The sequence below is a fragment of the Crassaminicella profunda genome, from assembly GCF_019884785.1.
GTDB classification, from domain to species: Bacteria; Bacillota; Clostridia; order Peptostreptococcales; family Thermotaleaceae; genus Crassaminicella; species Crassaminicella profunda.
Genome location: NZ_CP082326.1, coordinates 1,934,213 through 1,956,752, shown reverse-complemented (window position 1 = coordinate 1,956,752; position 22,540 = coordinate 1,934,213). Strand labels below are relative to the sequence as shown.

The 22,540-nt window shown below is 31.1% G+C and carries 19 protein-coding genes and 1 tRNA gene; 17 read left to right on the top strand and 3 right to left on the bottom strand.

What is annotated here, in order from left to right; translation table 11 throughout:
* Positions 1-8: 8 nt before the first annotated feature.
* Entirely contained in the window at positions 9-659 is a 651-nt protein-coding gene (locus K7H06_RS09215; protein ID WP_223039576.1) for a helix-turn-helix transcriptional regulator, read from the top strand.
* A gap of 84 nt (positions 660-743) precedes the next feature.
* Here K7H06_RS09215 and K7H06_RS09210 read toward each other — a convergent pair whose 3' ends face one another.
* Together K7H06_RS09210 and K7H06_RS09205 are read right to left on the bottom strand one after the other, a co-directional pair.
* Positions 744-1,814, bottom strand: a complete 1,071-nt coding sequence (locus K7H06_RS09210; protein ID WP_223039575.1) for a pyridoxal-phosphate-dependent aminotransferase family protein — start codon at positions 1,812-1,814, stop codon at positions 744-746.
* 94 nt (positions 1,815-1,908) lie between these two features.
* Positions 1,909-3,255 carry a D-alanyl-D-alanine carboxypeptidase family protein gene (locus K7H06_RS09205; protein ID WP_223039574.1) on the bottom strand — a complete coding sequence of 449 codons (1,347 nt, stop codon included), beginning with the start codon at positions 3,253-3,255 and terminating at the stop codon, positions 1,909-1,911.
* Between the two features lie 173 nt (positions 3,256-3,428).
* Here K7H06_RS09205 and K7H06_RS09200 point away from each other — a divergent pair, with 173 nt between their 5' ends.
* Together K7H06_RS09200 and selD are read left to right on the top strand one after the other, a co-directional pair.
* Entirely contained in the window at positions 3,429-4,040 is a 612-nt protein-coding gene (locus K7H06_RS09200; RefSeq protein WP_223039573.1) for a helix-hairpin-helix domain-containing protein, read from the top strand.
* Positions 4,041-4,101: 61 nt separating this feature from the next.
* Positions 4,102-5,142 carry a selenide, water dikinase SelD gene (gene selD, locus K7H06_RS09195; protein WP_223039572.1) on the top strand — a complete coding sequence of 347 codons (1,041 nt, stop codon included), beginning with the start codon at positions 4,102-4,104 and terminating at the stop codon, positions 5,140-5,142.
* A gap of 31 nt (positions 5,143-5,173) precedes the next feature.
* On the opposite strand, the gene K7H06_RS09190 is transcribed toward selD, so the two are convergent.
* Entirely contained in the window at positions 5,174-6,550 is a 1,377-nt protein-coding gene (locus K7H06_RS09190; protein ID WP_223039571.1) for an alanine/glycine:cation symporter family protein, read from the bottom strand.
* Between the two features lie 278 nt (positions 6,551-6,828).
* Here K7H06_RS09190 and selA point away from each other — a divergent pair, with 278 nt between their 5' ends.
* The 14 genes from selA (at position 6,829) to ruvB (ending at position 22,527) form a co-directional block, all read left to right on the top strand.
* Positions 6,829-8,277 carry an L-seryl-tRNA(Sec) selenium transferase gene (gene selA / locus K7H06_RS09185; protein ID WP_223039570.1) on the top strand — a complete coding sequence of 483 codons (1,449 nt, stop codon included), beginning with the start codon at positions 6,829-6,831 and terminating at the stop codon, positions 8,275-8,277.
* A gap of 13 nt (positions 8,278-8,290) precedes the next feature.
* On the top strand, positions 8,291-10,186 hold the full coding sequence (gene selB / locus K7H06_RS09180; protein ID WP_223039569.1) for a selenocysteine-specific translation elongation factor: 1,896 nt from the start codon (positions 8,291-8,293) through the stop codon (positions 10,184-10,186).
* 97 nt (positions 10,187-10,283) lie between these two features.
* Positions 10,284-10,985: a response regulator transcription factor gene (locus K7H06_RS09175; protein WP_281426055.1), complete on the top strand. Its 702-nt coding sequence runs from the start codon at positions 10,284-10,286 to the stop codon at positions 10,983-10,985.
* Entirely contained in the window at positions 10,948-12,375 is a 1,428-nt protein-coding gene (locus K7H06_RS09170; protein ID WP_246637670.1) for a HAMP domain-containing sensor histidine kinase, read from the top strand. Before K7H06_RS09175 ends, K7H06_RS09170 begins: the two co-directional genes overlap by 38 nt.
* A 21-nt stretch (positions 12,376-12,396) precedes the next feature.
* Positions 12,397-13,260, top strand: coding sequence for a GerMN domain-containing protein (locus K7H06_RS09165; RefSeq protein ID WP_223039567.1), 864 nt, complete (start codon positions 12,397-12,399; stop codon positions 13,258-13,260).
* A 130-nt stretch (positions 13,261-13,390) separates the two neighbouring features.
* Positions 13,391-14,563 carry a galactokinase gene (locus K7H06_RS09160; protein WP_223039566.1) on the top strand — a complete coding sequence of 391 codons (1,173 nt, stop codon included), beginning with the start codon at positions 13,391-13,393 and terminating at the stop codon, positions 14,561-14,563.
* A gap of 15 nt (positions 14,564-14,578) precedes the next feature.
* Complete coding sequence (gene galE / locus K7H06_RS09155; protein WP_223039565.1) at positions 14,579-15,565, top strand: UDP-glucose 4-epimerase GalE; 987 nt, start codon at positions 14,579-14,581, stop codon at positions 15,563-15,565.
* Positions 15,566-15,576: 11 nt separating this feature from the next.
* Positions 15,577-17,115 (top strand): UDP-glucose--hexose-1-phosphate uridylyltransferase, encoded by a 1,539-nt coding sequence (gene galT / locus K7H06_RS09150; protein ID WP_223039564.1) that lies wholly within the window; start codon positions 15,577-15,579, stop codon positions 17,113-17,115.
* Positions 17,116-17,403: 288 nt separating this feature from the next.
* Positions 17,404-17,500: transfer RNA gene (locus K7H06_RS09145), tRNA-Sec, on the top strand.
* A gap of 341 nt (positions 17,501-17,841) precedes the next feature.
* The gene (locus K7H06_RS09140; RefSeq protein ID WP_223039563.1) at positions 17,842-18,852 is read left to right on the top strand and encodes a DUF4062 domain-containing protein; all 1,011 of its coding nucleotides are present in this window, start codon (positions 17,842-17,844) and stop codon (positions 18,850-18,852) included.
* Positions 18,853-19,447: 595 nt separating this feature from the next.
* Positions 19,448-19,927, top strand: a complete 480-nt coding sequence (locus tag K7H06_RS09135) for a hypothetical protein (protein ID WP_223039562.1) — start codon at positions 19,448-19,450, stop codon at positions 19,925-19,927.
* A 144-nt stretch (positions 19,928-20,071) separates the two neighbouring features.
* A complete protein-coding gene (locus K7H06_RS09130) occupies positions 20,072-20,740 on the top strand; it encodes a BofC C-terminal domain-containing protein (protein WP_223039561.1) in 669 nt (222 codons plus the stop codon).
* Positions 20,741-20,897: 157 nt separating this feature from the next.
* A complete protein-coding gene (gene ruvA / locus K7H06_RS09125; protein ID WP_223039560.1) occupies positions 20,898-21,494 on the top strand; it encodes a Holliday junction branch migration protein RuvA in 597 nt (198 codons plus the stop codon).
* Between the two features lie 31 nt (positions 21,495-21,525).
* On the top strand, positions 21,526-22,527 hold the full coding sequence (gene ruvB / locus K7H06_RS09120; RefSeq protein WP_223039986.1) for a Holliday junction branch migration DNA helicase RuvB: 1,002 nt from the start codon (positions 21,526-21,528) through the stop codon (positions 22,525-22,527).
* Positions 22,528-22,540 lie beyond the last annotated feature (13 nt).

Here is a 22,540-nt window from a genome sequence, read left to right as displayed (position 1 = left end):
AGGGCTCCATGGAAAAATCCATACATCCAATATTAAAGGCCATAGTACCTCTTGTTGAAGGAATCGCAAAAACATTTGGGAAAAATTGTGAGATGGTGTTACATGATTTCTGTAATGGAAAAAGTTCTATTATTGCCATAGAAAATGGTCACGTGACAGGAAGAAGTATAGGTAGCCCTATGACAGAAGCAGGATTGAAAGCTGTACAAAAAGGTAATGTTAGAAATAATGTGATTAATTACACTGGGGAAACTACAGATGGAAGGGTCTTAAAATCTAGCACAATGCCTGTAAAAGACCAAGATGGAAATGTTATTGGATTATTATGTATTAATTTTGATATGAGTTCATTAATTGTTGCACAAAATGCTATTAATGAAATTATGCAAGTCAAAGATGAGAATGAAGTACAAAATAATCATTATTCAACTAATAATGTAAATGATGTTTTAACAAATATTGTAACAAATACAATTAGTCAATTAGGAAAACCTGTAGCTTATATGAATAAAGAAGAAAAAGTGAATATTGTTAAAAGATTAGATGAGCAAGGGGCTTTCTTAATAAAGGGTGCAATAGATTATGTTGCAAAAGTCTTGTGTGTATCAAGATATACTATTTACAATTACCTTGACGAAATTAGAGTGTATGATAAATAAATATGAATCAGCAAGAGTATTTGTTGAAATAGAAGCTATCATTGTTATAAAATAAAAAAATCGTGACTTTTGTCACGATTTTTTTTATAAATTTAAAATTTTATCAATTGTGCTTAATAATTCTTTTACCTCATTTAAAGTAGTTTCTGCCATATGGGCGATTCTAAATGTTTTTTCTTTTAAATCTCCATATCCATTAGAGATGGTATATCCATATTCCCCTAGTTTTTGATTTAAATCTGCAACAGATATGTTTTTTGAATTTTTAACAGTTGTTAATGTGTTGGAAGCATATTTTTCATTAGCAAATAACGAAAATTTTTCTTGTGCCCATTTACGGACATATTTTGCCATTTCTTTGTGACGTGCAAATCTATTGTCTAAACCCTCTTCTAAAATTTTGTCTAACTGGTAATCAAGGGCAAACATATGAGATAAAGAGGGTGTAGATGGATATTGATGATCTTTTTTCTTTATACATTCATACATGGCAAGTAAGTCAAAATAATAGCCTCTATGTTCTACTTTTTTAGCAGCTTCTATAGCTTTTTCAGAAATAGAACAAATACTCATTCCTGGAGGTAATCCTAGACATTTTTGAGTAGAAGTAATACATATATCAACGCCTAATTTGTCTACTTCAATTTTTGTTCCGCCCAATGAACTAACTGTATCTAAACAAAAAATAACATCAGGATATTTTTTTACTACTTCTGCAATTTCGTCTATAGGATTCATTATTCCTGTAGATGTTTCATTGTGAGTAATTGTGATTAAATCATATTTCTGGGTAGATAAAGCCGTATCTACCATTTCTGGTGTAGTAGGATTACCCCACTCAGATGAAAATTTATCTGCAGCTACACCATTAGAAGTGGCCATTTTATACCATCTATCACCAAAGGCACCTATAGAAAATACAGCTGCTCGTTTTTGCGTACAAGACCGTACGGCTCCTTCCATCAATCCACTTCCAGATGAAGTAGATAGCATAATTTGATTTTTTGTATACATAAGCTGCATCATTTTTTGAGAAATACTTCTTTGTAAATCAGATGCTTCTTTACTGCGATGACCAATCATTGAAGTTGACATTTTTTTGAGGACATCTTCTGAAACATCAACAGGGCCAGGAATAAACAATTTTTTTTGCATGATAGTTCCTCCTTGTAAAAATATGTACCATATTAGTTTTATCTATTATATATTTTTTCCAATTACAAATCAAATTTTATGGATCATCTTATAATTATTTTCGGTATGGATGTTTTTTTAATGACATGTAGTCTGTAGAATATTTTTTTAACCTTTTTTTTCTAAGAAGTTTTCTTTTTTTCTTTTTTAAGCGAATCATTGTTATGATCGTTCTCCATACAAGGAAAAGGAGTATGAAGATGAAAATATAACAAAAAATTGATTTTACCCATGAATTGTTAAAGTAAAAAATAGAAGTAATACCTTTCTTAGCAGGAATGGATTTTGCTGCAATTAAATTTACTTCACCTAATTTGCGTTGACCGAAATTGAAAGTTACTTTCCCTAAAACTTGTCCTTTTTTGATAGGCGCTTTAATATCCTTATTATAAGTTATAGTTTTATTGATTGTAGGTAAATTTTGATCTTTAGGAATTGCTTTGTAAAATTTATTTTGAGTAAGTAAATCTAATTGTTTTTCTTCACTATTTTTGATAGGGATAGATTTTGTTTTTATTTTTGCATCTGTTAATTGAATGAATTTAAAATTTTCAAATCCGTAATCTATAAGGGTTCTTGAGTCTACCCAAAGATTTTTCCCCTCAGCCTTTAGGACAACAGTAATGAAACTATGACCATCCTTTTTTGCCAAAGCAACTAAGCATTGACGAGCTACACTGGTGTAACCGGTTTTTATTCCTTCAACAATATCATATTTTATAGGAATCCATTTTTCTTTATATAATATTTTATTGGTAGACCAGAGAAATCTATTCTTATTTTTAAAGTAACGGGTTTCAATTTGTTTATTGGTTGGAGGAATTTGATAGCGAATGGTTTTAACAATTTCTCTAAATTTTGGTATAGTCATGGCGTATTTTGCAATCATTGCTAAATCATAAGATGTAGTATAATGGTTATCATCGGGTAATCCATTAGGGTTTACAAAGTGCGTGTTTTTAGCGCCCAATTCTTTTGCTCTTTTATTCATAAGTTTAGCAAATTCTTCAACACTTCCAGATACATGCTTTGCCAAAGCAACAGCAGCATCATTTGCAGATTCGATTAGTAGGGCATAGAGAAGCTGCTCAACAGTAAACTCTTCATCTTCCATTACATATATTCGAGTACCCTCTGTAAAAGGAGTATCTTTATCTATGATTACCTTATCCTCTAGATTTGCATGTTCTAATACTAAAAGGGCCGTCATAATTTTGGTTGTACTAGCTGGATACATCTTTGTATAAGCATTTTTATTATATAATACATCACCTGTAGCTGCATCCATTAAAATGCCACTGGGCGCTGTAATGGGTGGAGGTGAGAAAAAAGCAAAAGTTGTAGAGAAAGTTGTGTTGATTAGTGTAAAAACAATGATAAAAAATAAAGTCAATTTTTTCATAAGTCACCTCTTAAATCTTTAGTAAAAGCACTTTATTAGTATAACAGAAAAACAAAAAAAATTTAAGGAAAATAAAAGAGACAAAATATTATTAATCGTGAATAACATTAAAGTAGAATGACAAATATAGCAATAAGTGTAGATAAATTATAAATAGATTGGCTGGTGATAAAATGTTTAAACTTACGAAACGCGAAATTGCTATTTTGGGAATATTTATTTTAACGATTATAGTATTTGTAGCAGATAAATTATATATCAATGAATCAAAGGAAATTGTTGTAGAACATGACAATAAGAAAATAGAAGAAATGGAAAAAATTCAAGAAAAAAAAGATCTAGAAGAAGAAAAATTTGTGATCGTTGATATATGCGGAGAAGTAAAACGGTCTGGCATTGTAAAACTTAAAGAAGGAGCTAGGTTAATAGATGGAGTAAAGATAGCAGGTGGACTTTTAGAAACAGCAGATAGAAAACAAATAAATATGGCAAAAGTATTAATAGATGGAGAGCAAATAGTTATTCCAAAGATTGGAGAAAATCCCATAAACAATAGTAATGTAGCATCTAATAACATGATTACTCATTCCAATAGGGTTAACATAAATACTGGATCAAAAAGTGAATTAGAATCATTAAATGGTATTGGAAAAGTCCTTGCAGAAAGAATCATTCAGTACAGAGAAACAAATGGAGGATTCACTTCTATTCAAGATATAATGAAAGTATCAGGATTAGGAGACAAAAAATATGAAATGATTAAGGAGCAAATAAGGGTAAATTGATAGTTCATTAGAAATATGATAATATCTATTATAAGATAAGAGATAAAAGAGGTGATAAAGGATGACTACAAATAAAAGATTAACAGAAATGAGTAGAACTTCTGGATGAGCAGCAAAAATTGGTCCTGAGACCTTGGCACAAGTTTTGTGTCATTTACCTAAAATACAGGATGAGCATTTATTGGTAGGCTTAGAAACTTCTGATGATGCAGCAGTATATAAACTGAATGATGATACGGCTATTATACAAACCTTAGATTTTTTCACACCAATAGTAGATGATCCTTATATGTTTGGACAAATTGCAGCAGCTAATTCCTTAAGTGATGTATATGCAATGGGGGGAGAACCTATCCTTGCTATGAATATTGTATGCTTTCCTACTTGTATATCTATGGATATTCTAACAGAGATTTTAAAGGGAGGAGCAGATAAGGCAAAGGAAGCAGGTGCATTATTAGTAGGAGGACATAGTGTAGATGATAATGAACCCAAATATGGATTATCCGTTACAGGAATTGTATCGCCTGATAGGGTAATGAGTAATGATTTAGCTAAGCCAGGTGATGTATTAGTATTAACAAAGCCTTTAGGGACTGGTATTTTAAATACAGCTATCAAAGCAGGAATGCTTTCAGAGGAGCTTGTAGAAAAGGTTATGAGTGTAATGGCTAGCCTAAATAATATTGCAGCTAAAGGAATGAAAAAGATAGGTGCACATTCTTGTACAGACATTACAGGATTTGGTTTTTTAGGACATGCCTTTGAGATGGCTAAAGCTAGTGATGTTACTCTAACTATAAATTCTAAAGAGGTACCTATTGTTGAAGGAGCTATAGAAAACGCCAATATGGGTCTTGTACCTGCAGGAGCATATAATAATGAAGCGTATTTAGATGGACAAGTAGACTTTGAAAAAGAAGTGCCAACTTACATGCGTGATATTTTATATGACCCACAAACATCAGGCGGTTTATTAATATCTTTATCTAAGGAAAAAGTAAAAGATTTACTTGCCTTTTATGAAGATGAATTACCTACAGATTTTGCAGTAGTAGGAGAAGTAGTTGAAAAAGAGGATTTTTATATTAAAGTAAGATAAAGCACCCAAAGGATGCTTTATCTTTTTATTTTTAATGGAGTTGTTTTTGCTTTTCTTCATACTCTTTTGTCATTTTAAAGATGATTGGGCTAAGTGCAAGGAGTGCAATTAAGTTTGGAATAGCCATAAGACCATTAAATGCGTCAGACAAGTTCCATACAATATCTAAAGAGGTTGTAGCACCAACAAAACATAGGATAGGCCAAACCCATTTGTAAATTTCAACAGCTTTTACACCAGCGATAAACTCTAAGCATTTAGAACCATAATAGTACCATCCAAGGATCGTTGAAAATGCGAAGAAAACTAATCCAAAGGAAACAATAAATGCACCAAAGCTTGGAAGAGCTTCACTAAAAGCAGTAGTAGTTAGAGCTGCACCTGTAAGACCATCTCTAACGGACATAAGACCATCACTACCTATTGTTACAAGTCCAGATACTAAAATAACTAAAGCTGTCATTGTACATACTACTAAAGTATCTAAGAAAGAACCAAGAGATCCGATAATCCCTTGTTTTACAGGATCATTATTTTTAGAAGCAGCATGAGCAATAGGTGCACTACCAAGACCAGCTTCATTTGAGAATACACCACGAGCAACTCCCATACGGATAACAGTTCCTATAAATCCTCCACTAACAGCATTTGCATTAAAGGCATTTGAAAAGATCATACTAAAAGCTTCAGGAATTCTAGATGCATTACTAAATAGAACGATTAAAGCACCAATTACATAAATAATAGCCATAGCAGGCACGATTTTATCTGTAACATTTGCGATGCTCTTAATCCCACCAACAACAACTAGTCCTGTAGCTATTGCGATAATGATTCCTGATACATAAGGAGAAAGACCTATGGAAGTTTTTAATGATTCTGCAACGGAGTTAGATTGAACTAGATTTCCAATACCGAATGAAGCGATAAAACCAAATAATGCAAAGGCGATTCCTAGCCATTTCCAATTTCCACCGTATTTATCTTCCATACCAAGGCTTGCATAATACATAGGACCACCAGATTTTTCGCCCTTTTCATTGGTGATTCTATACTTAATAGCTAATAGTGCTTCACCAAATTTTGTTGCTCCACCAACAGCAGCTGTAACCCACATCCAAAAGACTGAACCAGGACCACCAACGGCGATTGCTGTAGCAACACCAGCAATATTACCTGTTCCGATGGTTGCAGCAAGAGAAGTCATCAATGCCTGAAAAGGAGTGATATCTCCATCGGCAGTATCTGTTTTTGAGAAAAGCAATTTAAAAGCGTACCCAAGTTTTCTAAATTGAACGACTCTTGTACCTAAAGTAAGAATTAGACCAGTACCTACTAAAAAGACAATCATGATAGGGCCCCAAGCAAAACTACCTATTGCTGCTATTAAATCAGAAATACTGTTCATAAAAGACCTCCTTTTTATAAGTAATAGATTAGAAAGCTATATTTTAAATATTACCTATTGAACACCTCCTTATTCAAAAATTTTATTGATGCATAGAATCAATACTTAAAATTCAATATAAAGAAAATGAATCCTACTTATAATTATTATAAAAGATTCTTATAGTTTAATCAATATATTTTTCAGAAAAATTCCAAAATTTAGAATAAAGAGAAGATATATGTGATAAAATTTAAAGGATAATCTTTTCGTATAATATGTTATAATTTTAAGTAATAATGGTAATTGTGGAAATATTACAAATTGGAGTGATAATCGTGGCGAATAAAAAGAATATTTTTGCGTTAATTCCTAAGGTAGATGATTTGCTAAAGGAAGAAAAAATTGAAAATCTATTAGAAAAAGTTCCAAGAATTACAGTTGTGGAATCTATTAGAGAGAATATTGAGCATATACGAAGTCAAATTATCAAATTAAATGAGCAGGAGACTGAAAACTTTAAAATTGATGAGGAAGAATTAATAGAGCATATTATTCAAAATGTAGAATTAAAAAATAGAATGAATTTAAGAAAAGTTATAAATGCTACAGGGGTGGTGCTGCATACAAATTTAGGACGTGCCCTTCTTAGTGAATCCATAAAGGAAGATATTTGGAATGTGGCGAGTAGCTATTCTACATTAGAGTTTGATATCAATTCTGGAACAAGAGGATCAAGATATGCCCATGTGGAAGAGATCATAACAAAACTCACAGGTGCAGAATCTGCAATGGTAGTGAATAATAATGCAGCAGCAGTTCTGTTGGTTCTTGATACATTAGCTAAAAATAAAGAAGTAATTGTTTCAAGGGGGCAATTGGTAGAAATTGGAGGAGCTTTTCGTGTACCTGATGTTATGCAACAAAGTGGTGCAAAGCTTGTTGAAGTAGGGACAACGAATAAAACACATCTTTCTGATTATAAAAGTGCTATTAGTGAGGAGACTGCTGTTTTACTTAAGGTACATACAAGTAACTACAGGATCTTAGGATTTACAGAGGAGGTTTCATTAAAAAATTTAGTAGATTTAGGAAAAGAATATGATGTTCCAGTAATTGAAGATATTGGAAGTGGCACTTTTATAGATTTTTCAAAATATGGTCTTTATAAAGAACCTACTGTTCAAGAAAGCGTTTTAGCAGGAGCAGATATTGTTACCTTTAGTGGAGATAAATTACTAGGGGGTCCTCAAGCAGGAATCATTGTTGGAAAAGAAAAGTATATTAAGGAGATGAAAAAGAATCCTTATACAAGGGCATTTAGAGTTGATAAATTGACATTAGCAGCTCTTGAGGCAACCTTAAGATTGTATTTAAATGAAAAGGATGCTATCAATGAAATTCCAACCCTTCGTATGTTGACCATGAGTTTTGATGAAATTAAAGAAAAGGCAGATACTTTATACGAGATGTTGAAAAATAATATAAAAAATTGTACAATTGAAAAAATAAATGGCGTATCTCAAGTTGGCGGGGGATCTATGCCACTCGAGGAGATGGAAACGGTTTTAATTAGCATAAAACCAGAGTTTTTATCCATTAACAAATTTGAAGAAATGTTAAGGGGTTATAAGACACCTATTATTACAAGAATTAGTGAAGATAAAGTATTAATAGATGTGCGTACCATAAAATCAAATGAATTTGACATCATTGTAGAGGGGTTACGTCACATACTAATGGGGTAGAGGAGTGAAGGATTTGAAACATATCATCATTGGGACTGCTGGGCACATAGATCATGGAAAAACTACATTGATCAAAGCTTTAACAGGAGTAGATGCAGATCGATTAAAAGAAGAGAAAAAAAGAGGTATTACAATAGAGTTAGGGTTTGCTCATTTTGATCTTCCAAGTGGAAAAAGAGCAGGTATTATAGATGTGCCAGGACATGAAAAATTTATTAAAAATATGCTGGCAGGTATTGGTGGAATAGATATTGTTTTATTAGTAATTGCTGCTGACGAAGGAGTTATGCCTCAAACCCAAGAGCATCTAGATATTTTATCCATATTAGAAGTGAAAAAAGGGATTATTGTATTGACCAAAACGGATTTAGTAGAACAAGAATGGCTAGATCTTGTTGGAGAGGAAATAAGGGAAAGCGTAAAAGAAACCTTTTTAGAAAAAGCACCTATCGTTTCTGTATCAGCTTTAGAAGGGAAAGGTCTTGATAAGTTAACAGAATTAATTGATCAGATGACAGAAGAAACAGAATCAAAGGATTTATTGCTTCCATTTAGAGTACCCATTGATAGAGCTTTTTCTATTGCTGGATTTGGAACGGTTATTACAGGTACGCAGATTGAAGGAACTATTAATGAAGGGGATTCTTTAATGATTTATCCTCAAGGAATTCAGACAAAAGTTAGAAATTTACAGGTTCATGGGGAAAATGTAAAGACGTCTTATGCAGGACAAAGAGTTGCAATCAATTTAGCCAATGTAAAAAAAGAAGAAATAATGAGAGGAAATGTACTGGCTAAAGAAGGCTCAATGCAATCTAGTATGATGTTAGATGTGAAAATAAATTTACTTAAAAATACGAAGAGAGTGATTGAAAATAGAAGTAGGGTAAGATTATATCATGGGACAAGTGAAATCCTTTGTAGGATTGTTTTATTAGATCGAGAAGAATTAAAACCAGGAGAAAGTTGTTATGCCCAATTAAGATTGGAAGAGGAAATTGTTGCAAAAAGAGGAGATCATATTGTAATAAGATTTTATTCACCTATGGAGACCATAGGGGGAGGAATCATACTAGATGCACATCCCATGAAGCATAAAAGGTTTAAAGAAGATGTATTAAAGCAATTGAAAATTAAAGAAGAAGGAAGTTCAGAACAAATTGTAGAAGAAGTTATCAAACGATTTAGCAGTCAGTTTGAGAATCTTCATTTTTATGCCATGAAAACAGGAATTGGCGTAGATACAATTAAAAAGATTGTAGAAGCTTTGATACAAGAAAAAATAATTATGAAGCTTTCAGGAGATATTCTTATTCATAAGTCTTATTTAAAAGAGATGGAAGAAAAAATTAAATATACTTTAGGTATCTACCACAAAGGTAATCCATTGACCTTTGGAATGAGTAAAGAAGAGCTTAGAAATAAAGTAGTTCCTCAGGTAAAAGGAAAAATCTATGATGAAATCATTAATTATTTTGTTGAAAATAATATTTTAAAACTGTTAAATAATTGTATTGCACTTTATAATTTTCATATTGTGTATACGAAAGAACAAGAAAAAATAAAAAATAAAATAGAGAAGATCTATCTAACTAGTGGGTTCAATGCTCCATCCATGAAGGAAGTATTACAAAATGAAGAAAACGAGAAAGAATCTCGTCAGGTTTTATATGCTCTTTTAGATATGAATTGTCTTGTAAAGATTAATGATGAGATGTTTATGCATATTGAGAATTATGAAAAAGCTATAAAAATAATGAGCGATTATCTTAAAGATCATGGGGAAATGACTTTATCTGAATTTAGAGACTTATTAGGGACTTCAAGAAAATATGCATTACCATTATTAGAGTCTTTTGATCAAAATAAGATTACTAAGAGAATTGGAGAAAAAAGAGTTTTATTGTAGCTACCAAACCTAAGGTAGCTTTTTTCTTGTAAGGCACATACTTTCTATAAGAATTAGGAAATCCTATGAATATAGGGAAATTTGATGAGGTGATTTGATGGCTTATAAGGTATTGATCGTAGATGATGAACCTATGCTACTAAAGGGACTAAAATATAGTTTAGAACAAGAGTCATATATAGTAGATACTGCAATAGATGGGGATGAAGCATTAAACAAAGGACTTATGAATGATTATGATTTAATTGTTTTAGATTTAATGCTACCTAAGATTGATGGCTTAGAGGTATGTAAAAAAATTAGAGAAACGTCTATGGTCCCCATTATTATGCTAACGGCTAGAGGAGAGGATACAAGTAAAATTTTGGGATTAGAATATGGAGCAGATGATTATTTAACGAAACCCTTTAATATTTTAGAACTTAAGGCGAGGATGAAAGCTGTTTTAAGAAGAGTAAATTTAAAAGAGTCTGTTTCTGCTACAAATATAATAGAGATTGATGACTTTTCAATCAACACATTAAGGAGAAAAGTAATTCTAAGAGGTAGAGAGATTAATCTAACAGCAAAAGAGTTTGATTTATTATTATTTTTAGCAATCAATCCCAATAAAATATATAGTAGAGAAGAATTACTAGAAACCATTTGGGGATATGAATATTTTGGGGATTTGAGAACGGTGGATGTACATATAAGAAGATTAAGAGAAAAAGTTGAGGAAAAGTCCAGTCAACCAGAGTATATAAGAACCAAGTGGGGAGTTGGTTATTATTTTAGGTCTAAGAATAAAATTCGTTAGTATTAGGTGGAAACTTGTTTCCACCTATTTATTACTGATTATATTAACACTCCTTTTGATCCATACATTTATTAGCGAATCTATTCGTATAAATTATGTTAATGAAAAGAAGGTACACCTCCTTTCACAAGGAAATATTATTGCAGATAGAGTAGCAAACCATAATAAAAACAGCAATGATATGGATGCCTTATTAAAAGGGTATAGTAAAGAAATAAAATCAAGAATTATGATTGTGAATAAAAAGGGAATTGTACTAAATGATGCTTATGATGTGTTAAAGGGTATGAAAATAAATCATTGGGAAATACAAGAATCCTTAAAGGGAAAAAGTATTGCAAGAGAACACCAATTAAAAGGATATGGTAAAACTTTGTATGTTACGGTTCCAATTGTTTTAAATAATAAAGTATATGGTGCGATTTTTATTTCATCTTCATTAGAAAAAGTATATGGGAATGTAAATAAAATTATGAGGAATTATCTTTTATTAGCAATATTATGTATCGTCATTACTGGATTTATTAGTTTTATATTTGCTCATGTTATTGCAACTCCTATAGAAAAGCTAACAGAAGGGATAAAAAAAATGCATCAAGGAAAGCTAGAGCAGAAAGTGGAGATTATAGGAAATGACGAGTTGACAAATCTAGCTCAAGCGTTCAATACCATGAGTACAAAATTATTTCAGGTAGATCAACAAAGAAAGGAATTTGTTGGAAATGTCTCCCATGAACTTAGAACGCCTTTGAGTGCTATGAAACTATTGTCAGAGTCTCTTATATACGAAGAAAATGTACCTATTAAAACCTATAGAGAATTTTTAAAAGATATTGCTTCAGAAGTAGATAGATTAGATAAAATTATACAGAGCTTGCTGGCTTTAGTAGATATAGATAAGGGAAAATTAGAGTTAAATTATGAAGTTACCTATGTGAATTATCTGTTAGAAAAATTAATTCACTCATTAAAGCCCATAGCAGTACAAAAGAAAATTAGCATGAACTTTGTTTATTCTGAAAAAATTCAAATAGGATTAGATCGAGTTAAAATACAGCAAGCATTAACAAATATCATTCATAATGCCATAAAGTATACTCCTGAGGGAGGAATCGTTGAAGTTTTTTTGTATTCAGAAAATGGAGCGGCAGTTGTTGAAATTAAGGATAATGGAATTGGCATACCCAAGGAAAGTTTACCATATATATATGAACGTTTTTACAGGGTAGATAAAGCACGATCAAGGAGCACAGGAGGTACGGGACTGGGATTATCCATATCAAAACAGATTATTGAACTTCATCAAGGAGAAGTAGAGGTAATCAGTGAAGTGGGAAAGGGAACTACATTTTATGTACGGTTGCCTAAAAACATGAATGTATATAGTTGATAGGATACAGGAGGTATTTTTTTGAGAACATTTTATAAAGTTTTAGTTACTTTACTAATAGTTATTATATTAGGATATGTTTTAGTAAATATTTCTTATGAAAATCATTTAAATAAAAATCAAATACCGATACCACCAGTACCTGATAAAGAACGGTATGTGCTAAAATTATATTTTGGTAGTTCTCAAAATGATGGTTTAGCAGTAGAAAAGCGGGTTATTATTTCTTCAGAGCAAATAGAGGAAGTATTGATCCTTGAAGAATTAATAAAAGGACCAAGAAATAAAATGTTAAATATGCTTATGCCCCAATATACTAAAATTATTTCAGTAAAAACTGTAGAGGGAATATGTTATATTAATTTTTCAAGGGAAATTCTAAATGTTGCTTGGGGGGAAATGAACAAAGAGATGATGATTTGGTCTATTGTAAATTCTATTACAGAGCTAGATTACATTCAGGGTGTTCAAATATTAGTAGAGGGAAATAAAGAAGGTTTTGAACCCATTTACTCAATAAAAGATCCTCTTTTTAGAAATGAAAAGTTTATAAAAAAAGAGATGAATATGCCTATGAATACTTTTAGCCAATTTATAAGCTATTTAATTAATGATAATTATAAAAAAAGCTACGAAATGTTAGACAAATATAGTAAAGAAAAATATGATTTTGTTAAATTTAAATTAACTATAGGAAATTATGCTCAAGAGATGAAAAACTATGAGATTCATATGTATCAAACACAGAAATATGAACAAGAGGTAGTTTTGGTGATTAATTTTAGAAAGAAAAAGGATGTCTTAACTGATTTAGAAGACGAAATGATTGAAAAATGGAAACTCATTTATGAAGATGGGGCGTGGAAGATCGTATTGCCTATTTAAATTTAATAAAATGGAAATTTAATAGAGGAAATTATTGTAATATACGAGAAATATAGTATATAAAAGTAAATGAAAAATACTATGAAGTCAAGGATTTCTATATATTATTTTATAGAAAGGAATGAGGGGGATGACTTTATTTGAAGAGTTAACAAAAGATTTTATTGAGATTTTTGATAAAGGGAAAGAGACAAGAATCTTTTTTGCTCCAGGACGTATCAATTTGATTGGTGAGCATACGGACTATAATGGTGGATACGTATTTCCCTGTGCATTAAGTTTTGGCACCTATGCAGTTGCTAGAAAAAGAGAAGATAAAAAAGTAAAGGTTTATTCGAAGAATTTTAAAGACTTGGGAATACTTACGTTTACTTTAGAGGAACTAAAATACGAAAAAGGTCATGATTGGGCCAATTATCCTAAAGGGGTTATGAAAGTTTTTAAGGATCATGGATATCTCCTTGAAAATGGCTTGGAAGTGTTATTCTTTGGAAATATTCCAAACGGTGCTGGATTATCATCTTCTGCATCTATAGAATTAGTTACTTCTGTACTATTAAAAGGATTATTTAACTTAGATGTAGATATGATTTCAATGGTGAAAATGTGCCAAAAAGCTGAAAATCAGTTTATTGGTGTGAATTGTGGGATTATGGATCAATTTGCTATTGGCATGGGGAAAAAAGAAAAAGCTATTTTGCTAGATTGTACTACCTTAGCATATAAATATTCTGATTTAGTATTAAAAGATGCATCTATTATCATTGCTAATACAAACAAAAGAAGAGGATTAGCTGATTCAAAGTATAATGAGCGAAGAAAGGAATGTGATAGAGCCCTTTTTCAATTACAGAAAGAATTAGAAATTAATGCTTTAGGGGAACTAACGGAAGAAGAATTTGAAAAAAACAAACACTTAATAACCAATGAAATTGATAGAAGAAGAGCAAAGCATGCTGTATATGAAAATCGACGCACATTAAAAGCAGTGGATGCTCTTGAAAGAGGAGATATAAAAGAGTTTGGTAAGCTTATGAAAGCTTCTCATAAATCCTTAAAAGAGGATTATGAAGTAACAGGAAAAGAACTAGATACTTTAGTCAAGTTAGCCTGGGAGCAAGAAGGTACAATTGGATCAAGAATGACAGGGGCTGGATTTGGAGGTTGTACCGTTAATATTGTAAATAATCAAAAGGTAGATGAATTTATAGAAAATGTAGGAAAGAAATATAAGGAAATAATCGGTTATGGAGCAAGTTTTTATATAGCTTCCATAGGGGATGGGGCTAGAGAATTAAAATAAAAATGAGGTGATGGAATGATTTTAGTATGTGGGGGTGCCGGCTATATAGGCAGTCATACCGTATATGAACTTATTGACAAGGGAGAAGAGGTTATTATTGTTGATAATTTACAAACAGGACATAGAGGCGCAATTCATCCAAAGGCTAAGTTCTATGAGGGTGATATTCGTGATAAAGTTTTTTTAGATAAAGTATTTAACACAAATCATATAGAAGGGGTGATTCATTTTGCTGCCAACTCTTTAGTTGGAGAGAGTATGAGTGATCCTCTTAAGTATTATGGGAACAATGTATATGGAACACAAGTATTATTAGAAATGATGCATAAACATCATGTGAAAAAAATTGTATTTTCATCAACCGCTGCAACTTATGGAGAACCTGAAAATATTCCAATTTTAGAAACAGACAAAACAGAACCCACTAATCCCTATGGAGAGACCAAATTAGCCATGGAAAAAATGTTTAAATGGGCAGATTATGCATATGGTATGAAATATATTTCATTAAGATACTTTAATGTGGCAGGAGCTCATGCAAGTGGGAAAATAGGAGAAGATCATCATCCAGAAACCCATTTGATTCCATTAATATTACAAGTACCTCTAGGAAAAAGAAAACATATTTCTATATTTGGAGATGATTATGATACCCATGATGGAACATGTATTAGAGATTATATTCATGTAACAGATTTAGCTGATGCACATCTTCTAGCTTTAGAGAAATTGAGAAAAAATCATGAAAGCGCTATTTACAATTTAGGAAATGGGGAAGGATTTACAGTAAAAGAAATGATCAAAGCAGCAAGAAAGGTGACAGGACATAAAATCCCTGCACTAGTAGATAAAAGACGTGTGGGAGATCCTGCAAAGCTAGTGGCATCATCAGAGAAAGCGATGAAAGAATTAGGATGGAAGGTAAAGTATACAAGTATTGAAGACATCATTGCAAGTGCATGGAAATGGCATCAAAACAAACCCAATGGATATGAAGACTAAGAGGTGAATTTATGGCCATTAATATTTATTTAGAAATAGAACGATTGGTTCAGTACGCAAAGGATAAAAGTTTAATTAAAAAAGAAGATTACATATATGCTAAAAATAGAGTTTTAGAGGCACTAGGATTAGATGATTATGAGGAAATTGAAGTTGAAAAGGAAACATTGACATCTCCTGTAGAAATTTTAGATAATATTTTAAACTGGGCTTATGAAAATGATCGATTAGAACATAATACCCCTATTTACAGAGACCTTTTAGATACAAAAATAATGAATTGCTTTATGCCAAGACCTTCTGAAGTTATCAGAGTGTTTTATGAAGATTATGAAGAAGATCCTAAAAAAGCTACAGATTATTACTATGAAATGAGCAAAAACTCAAATTATATTCGAACAGATAGAATTGCAAAAAACAAGGTTTGGAAAACAAAAACAATTTATGGAGACCTTGATATAACCATTAATCTTTCTAAACCAGAAAAAGATCCTAAAGCCATTGAAAAAGCAAAAAATATAAAGAAAACGTCATATCCTAAGTGCTTACTATGCAAAGAAAATGAAGGATATGCGGGTAGAATTAATCACCCAGCAAGACAAAATCATAGAATTATACCTATAGAATTAAAGAATGAACCATGGTTTTTCCAATACTCACCTTATGTTTATTACAATGAACATAGCATTATTTTTAAAGATAAACATGAACCCATGAAAATAACAAAAGAGACTTTTGATAGATTATTAGAGTTTGTAGAAAAATTTCCTCACTATTTCATTGGTTCTAATGCAGATTTACCCATAGTAGGAGGATCTATTCTTTCTCATGATCATTTTCAAGGTGGAAATTATGAATTCTCTATGGCTAAAGCACCTATAGAAAAAAGTTTTACTTTTCATCAATCTCCCAACATTGAAGGTGGAATTGTGAAATGGCCCATGTCTGTTATTCGATTAAGAGGAGAAAATAGAGAGGAAATTTCCAAATTAGCAGGAATTATTTTAAAAAAGTGGAAAAATTATACGGATGAAGAAGCTGAAATAAGAGCATACACTAATGAGATACCCCATAATACCATAACACCTATTGCAAGAAGAAGAGAACACTACTTTGAATTAGATTTGGTTCTTAGAAACAATAGAACCAGCAAAGAACATCCTTTAGGAATTTTTCATCCCCATAATCAAGTTCATCACATTAAAAAAGAAAATATCGGTCTTATAGAGGTGATGGGATTAGCTGTATTACCTCCTAGATTAAAAGAGGAATTAGAAAAGTTAGCAAAATATCTATTAAATGAAAATTTGCCTATTGAGAAAGAAGAAATCTTACAAAAACATTTAGAATGGTTTCATTATTTAAAAGAAAAGTATCCTAAGATGAACGAAAAGGAAGTTCATGACATATTAAAAGAAGAAGTAGGCAAAAAATTCATGACCGTTCTTGAACATGCAGGTGTATTTAAGAGAGATATAAAAGGACAACAAGCTTTCATGAAATTCTTAAAAAAGATCAATAATCCAATTCATAAATTGCAAAGGGGATGATTATCCTTTTGTATTTAATAAAACCTTGAGATTCCTATTGGAATCGACAAGGTTTTTTAGTTATTTGTAAGACCATTTTAGTATAGATAAAGTTATTTAAGACGATAATAGTTTTAACAGAATTATTCTATAGGATATAAAGTAATTGTTAATAAATTTTATGAAATTTTGCTTTTTTCAATACACTGACAAATAATAAGATAAAATGACAGATTATTCTTGAATAAGTATTAAAAATATGCTATAATCTTAAATGTATTATGGTTAAAAACGTCAACAAACCTATATGGGAGTAGATGGGTGCTGGTGTGCCCTCTGGTCTTCAAAACCAGTTTGAGGGGTTAAGAGCTTCTCAGGTGGGTTCGATTCCCACATATTCCCGCCAATTTAGAATATTGAATAGTTACAACGTGTAAATGGAAGCATAAGTTTGCTATATCGGCAACTTTATGCTTCTTTTTTATATTTTCTAAGCAAAAGATCAAGGGATAGGTGATCTTTTTATAGCATAGGAGAGAACTATAAAATATTATTCAACAATATTAGTGGAAAAATGACAGGATTAGTCAAAGGAATTTTATAAAATTTGAATAAGTAATATAAGTTTAAGAAATCTAATCATATGAAGGTGATAAATTATAATTCACTGATACCAGTGGAGTTTTTTAGATATCATAAATATTTATTATGTTTATAATGGGTAGTTGAAAAAGGAGTGAAAACAAAATGGATAAGCGTTATCAAGTATTTATTAGTTCAACATTTACAGATCTAAAAGAAGAACGAAAGGCTATCATAGAATCGCTTTTAAATGCCAAATATATACCTGCTGGTATGGAGATGTTTTCTGCATCTAATGATGAGCAGTTTAAATATATAAAAAAAATAATTGATACATGTGATTACTATATTTTAATAGTTGGAGCACGGTATGGTACCATCAATCCAACTACGGGTATAAGTTTTACCGAACAAGAATATAACTATGCAGTTTCTAAAAACATTCCTGTTTTAGCTTTTTTACACGATGATCCAAATAATTTGTCCGTTGAAAAGAGAGATGATGATAAAAAAGAGGTGCTGGAGACATTCCGAGCTAAAGTGTCTAACAATAGGTTATGTAGGATGTGGAATAACATAAATGACCTTGTAACATCGGTGATAATAAGTTTAACTGAAGAAACATCAGAAAACCCACAATTAGGATGGACAAGGGGGAGTTCTTACGATACAACTGAACTTTTGTCACAAATTAACGAGTTAAGATTGAAAAATGAAAAATTAGAAAAGAAAATTTTACAGTTGAGAGCAACAAATGAGGCAAACTCTAATAAAGTAGAAAACCTAGCTTGTGGAAACGATACTTATATAATTAAGGGACAAGTATTCAAACCATCAACCTCCGCCTATAGTAGAAGCACATATGTTTCTTATGAAGCTGAGTTGACATGGGATAACATATTTTCATGTGTAGGACCATATCTGGTTTCATTTAAAAACTATACTACGTTTGGTAAAAATTTAAAAACAGGAATAAATTCTGCATATAATAAGAATTTCTCTAGTTTGAATGACGATTGTGTTCAAACCATAAAAGTCCAGCTTAACGCATTGGGTTTGATAGATGTAACGGAAGCCAAAGCTACGGGAGGAGGAATTATAGAATTTATTGGATTAATGCAGAAGGGGAAAGACTATTTGCTATATATTAAGTCTATTAAAAATAAGGTTGAGTAGTACTATGTTAGAAAACTAATCTAATTTTTTATATGTGATTTTTCAACCAAGTAATCAATTTAAAGTTATTCCTGCTGAAACACTTATTGGTAGCAATAAAAAGAACACATATCTACTAATAATGAAAATCGGAAATGGTTATGATAAAGTGTTATATACTGGTTCTATGTTTTGAATTAATAAAAAATAATTATTGTCCTCTCACAATTCAGATTATGATGCAATAGATGACTTTATTAAAAGCATTTCACAAGTAGCTATCATTGCAAATAAGGGGTTAGATATTTACGTATATGAAGTGATATTAGATTCTGAATACTACTATTTTAGTAATATTAACTGCCCATTATCCATATACCCATTAGGCTAATAATGGTTATGGGATTAGTAATAAAAGTAGTTAGGTGCTAGAGTTGCTATCGAGGAATTCCTTTTGGATTTTATATATTAGAAATATTTTGTTTTTTTGCTCATCACTTTTACATATTAAGATTATAGTAGTTATGCAGGTAATAAGAAAGAAGCTTTTGAATTCATAAAAATTTTTTTAAAAAGCTATGATGTTTAAAACCTTTAGCTATAAGGGGAAATATATATGAAAAAGAGATATTTAACATATGCTGTTTTATTATTATTGATAGTTTTTACTATCTATTATTTTTACCCTATGTCTATTAGTGAGATTACAGAATCTTATACAGGTTTTTTCACACCAGATGAAATTAAAGTATCCGTTCATTTTTCATATCTATCAAGGAAAGATTTTAAAATGAATGATGAGAAGTTGATTGATGAATTATTTGTATTGTTGGAGAGCATTAAAGTAAGAAGAGTTTTAGTAAATCCCACTTGTTATTCACCTAAACTAATGAATACTTATTGGATTATGATTCACTCAATGGAAGGTAAATATTTATGGCTATATATAAAAGATAAAAATTATATTAGCATAAATGGAGAAACTTATAAGATACTTGGTAAAGTAGATTTAAGAAGAATATATGAATTAGTGTTATTGGATCAAGATAAGGACTCTATAAATGAGTTTTACTTTAATTTAATTGAACAAAAATAAATTATAATGATAATGTAGAGCAAATTGAGAGAGCAGCGTATAATATATTGAATGAACAGGAGCTTATAGAGGAACTTAAGAATATTGGTATAAATTAATAAAATTTGGGAATAATCCTTCCTAGATAGGCTAGGAGGGATTTTTATGTGGAGACGAAGACGCCGAAAAAAAGGAAAGTTATTGATGGGGTGTTTGGTGCTACTTTTAATAGGATTCGCATATGGATATATTACAAATGATATAAAAGTACCAGAGAAGATAGGAAATCAAAACAAAGATAAGCCTAATATAGGTGAGATTACTGTAAAGTTACCCAATAATAAAAAACCAAAAGAATCCAATGAAAATGTAGAGAAAAAAAACACTATAGAGGATAGGATTCCTATTGTTGTTAATGAAAATGTTGCAACAGACGATACGCAAATTGTATTTAATACTTATTATAAAAAGACTAGCGATGTGGTAAAAAAGGAAAGTAAGATTCCTAGTGAATTAGTAGGTAGAAATTTGGATGAATTAAGAGTTTATTTTAATGAAAAATATAGAAACTGGGATGTAAGGGAATGCAATAAAGATAAAGTAGAGCTGTATCAGGTAACAGATCAAATTCCACCCAATTTCTATATCGCTAAGGAGCATAATGGGTGTATAGCTATTTTTCAAGTAAATGACAAAGGAGAATATATTTTAATAGAAGAAACACAAATTCCTACTACTTCATTAAGTAGTATGGATCTACAATATGTTAAGAATGGAATTGTTAAAAAGAATAGAGACGAAATCAATCAGATATTAGAAGATTATAGTAGTTAAAATGTACTCAATTGAGTACATTTTTGTTTTTATATGTTAAAATAGTAAAGAATGCATATTGCTCGTATGTGCTCAAAGGAATTATTATAGTTATATTAAGAATTGAACTTTATATTTTGAGGAAGTGTTTGAGATAAAATAACGGAGGAAATAAGAGATGTATGAATACATAAAGGGACGTTTAGAATTTATTGGTGAGGATTATGTAGTCATTGATAATAGGGATATTGGATATAAGATCTATACTTCAGGCGAATCTATTGCTCATTTAAAAACAGAACTTGAAAAAGTGATTGTATATACACAGTTGATTGTTAGAGATGATGATATGAGTATTTTTGGATTTGCTACAAAGGAAGAGTTAAAAATGTTTCAATTACTGACTACTGTAACAGGAATTGGACCAAAAGTAGGATTAGGTATATTATCTTCTATTCCAATGAATCAATTAATTGGTATTATTATTTCAGAAGATATTCAGGGGCTTACAAAAGCCCAAGGGGTAGGGAAGAAGACTGCCCAGAGAATTATTTTAGAATTGAAAGAAAAGGTAGATCATAAGCTCGCGATGTTTGAACCAACCCTCATTCCGAAGGTTGAAACAGTAGATGGTGATAAAGAGGAAGCTGTGAGTGCTTTAGTTGCTTTGGGATATACAAAGGTAGAAGCAAATAAAGCAGTTGATTATGTAAAAGATTCTTGCAAAAATGTTGAAGAAATGATTAAAAAAGCATTAAAATTTCTTTCAAAGTAAATGAGGAAGAGGGATGTAAATGGTTCATGATATGGAGGAGAATAGAATTATAACTACTTCTCTCAGAGATGAAGATTATGAAGTGGAAACGAATTTAAGACCAAAGCAGCTAAAAGATTATATTGGACAGCATAAAGCAAAAGAAAAATTGAAAATTTTTATAGATGCTGCTAAAATGAGAGGCGAGTCATTAGATCATGTATTATTATATGGTCCACCTGGACTTGGGAAAACTACTTTATCGGGTATTATTGCCAATGAATTAGGGGCTAATATTCGCATTACATCAGGACCTGCTATTGAAAGACCGGGAGATTTAGCAGCCATACTTACGAACCTTAATGAAAATGATGTGTTATTTATAGATGAGATTCATAGATTAAACAGGAGTGTAGAAGAAATATTATATCCTGCTATGGAAGATTATGCGTTAGACATTATTATTGGAAAAGGGCCTAGTGCTAAATCTATAAGAATAGATTTAGCAAGATTTACTTTGATTGGTGCTACTACAAGGGCAGGGCTATTGACATCTCCTCTAAGAGATCGTTTTGGTGTTATTTGCAAACTTGAATTGTATGATAAAGAAGACTTAATGAATATTGTTATAAGGTCTTCTAGTATATTAGGGGTAGAAATCCAAGAAAAAGCTGCAATAGAGATTGCAAGAAGATCTAGGGGAACACCTCGTATTGCTAATAGACTTTTAAAAAGAGTAAGAGATTTTGCTCAAGTAAAGGGAAATGGTATGATTACTGTTGAAATTGCTAAAAGTGCTTTAGAACTTTTAGAGGTAGATCCAATAGGTCTTGATCATGTGGATAGAAATATACTCTTTACAATTATAGAGAAGTTTGGTGGAGGACCTGTGGGATTAGATACGCTATCAGCTTCAACAGGAGAAGAGCGGAATACCATAGAGGATGTATATGAACCTTATCTCCTTCAATTAGGATTTATTCAAAGAACGCCAAAGGGAAGAATTGTGACTAAATTAGGATATGAGCATTTAGGATTACCTATAGAGGACTAAAAGAGGGAGAGAA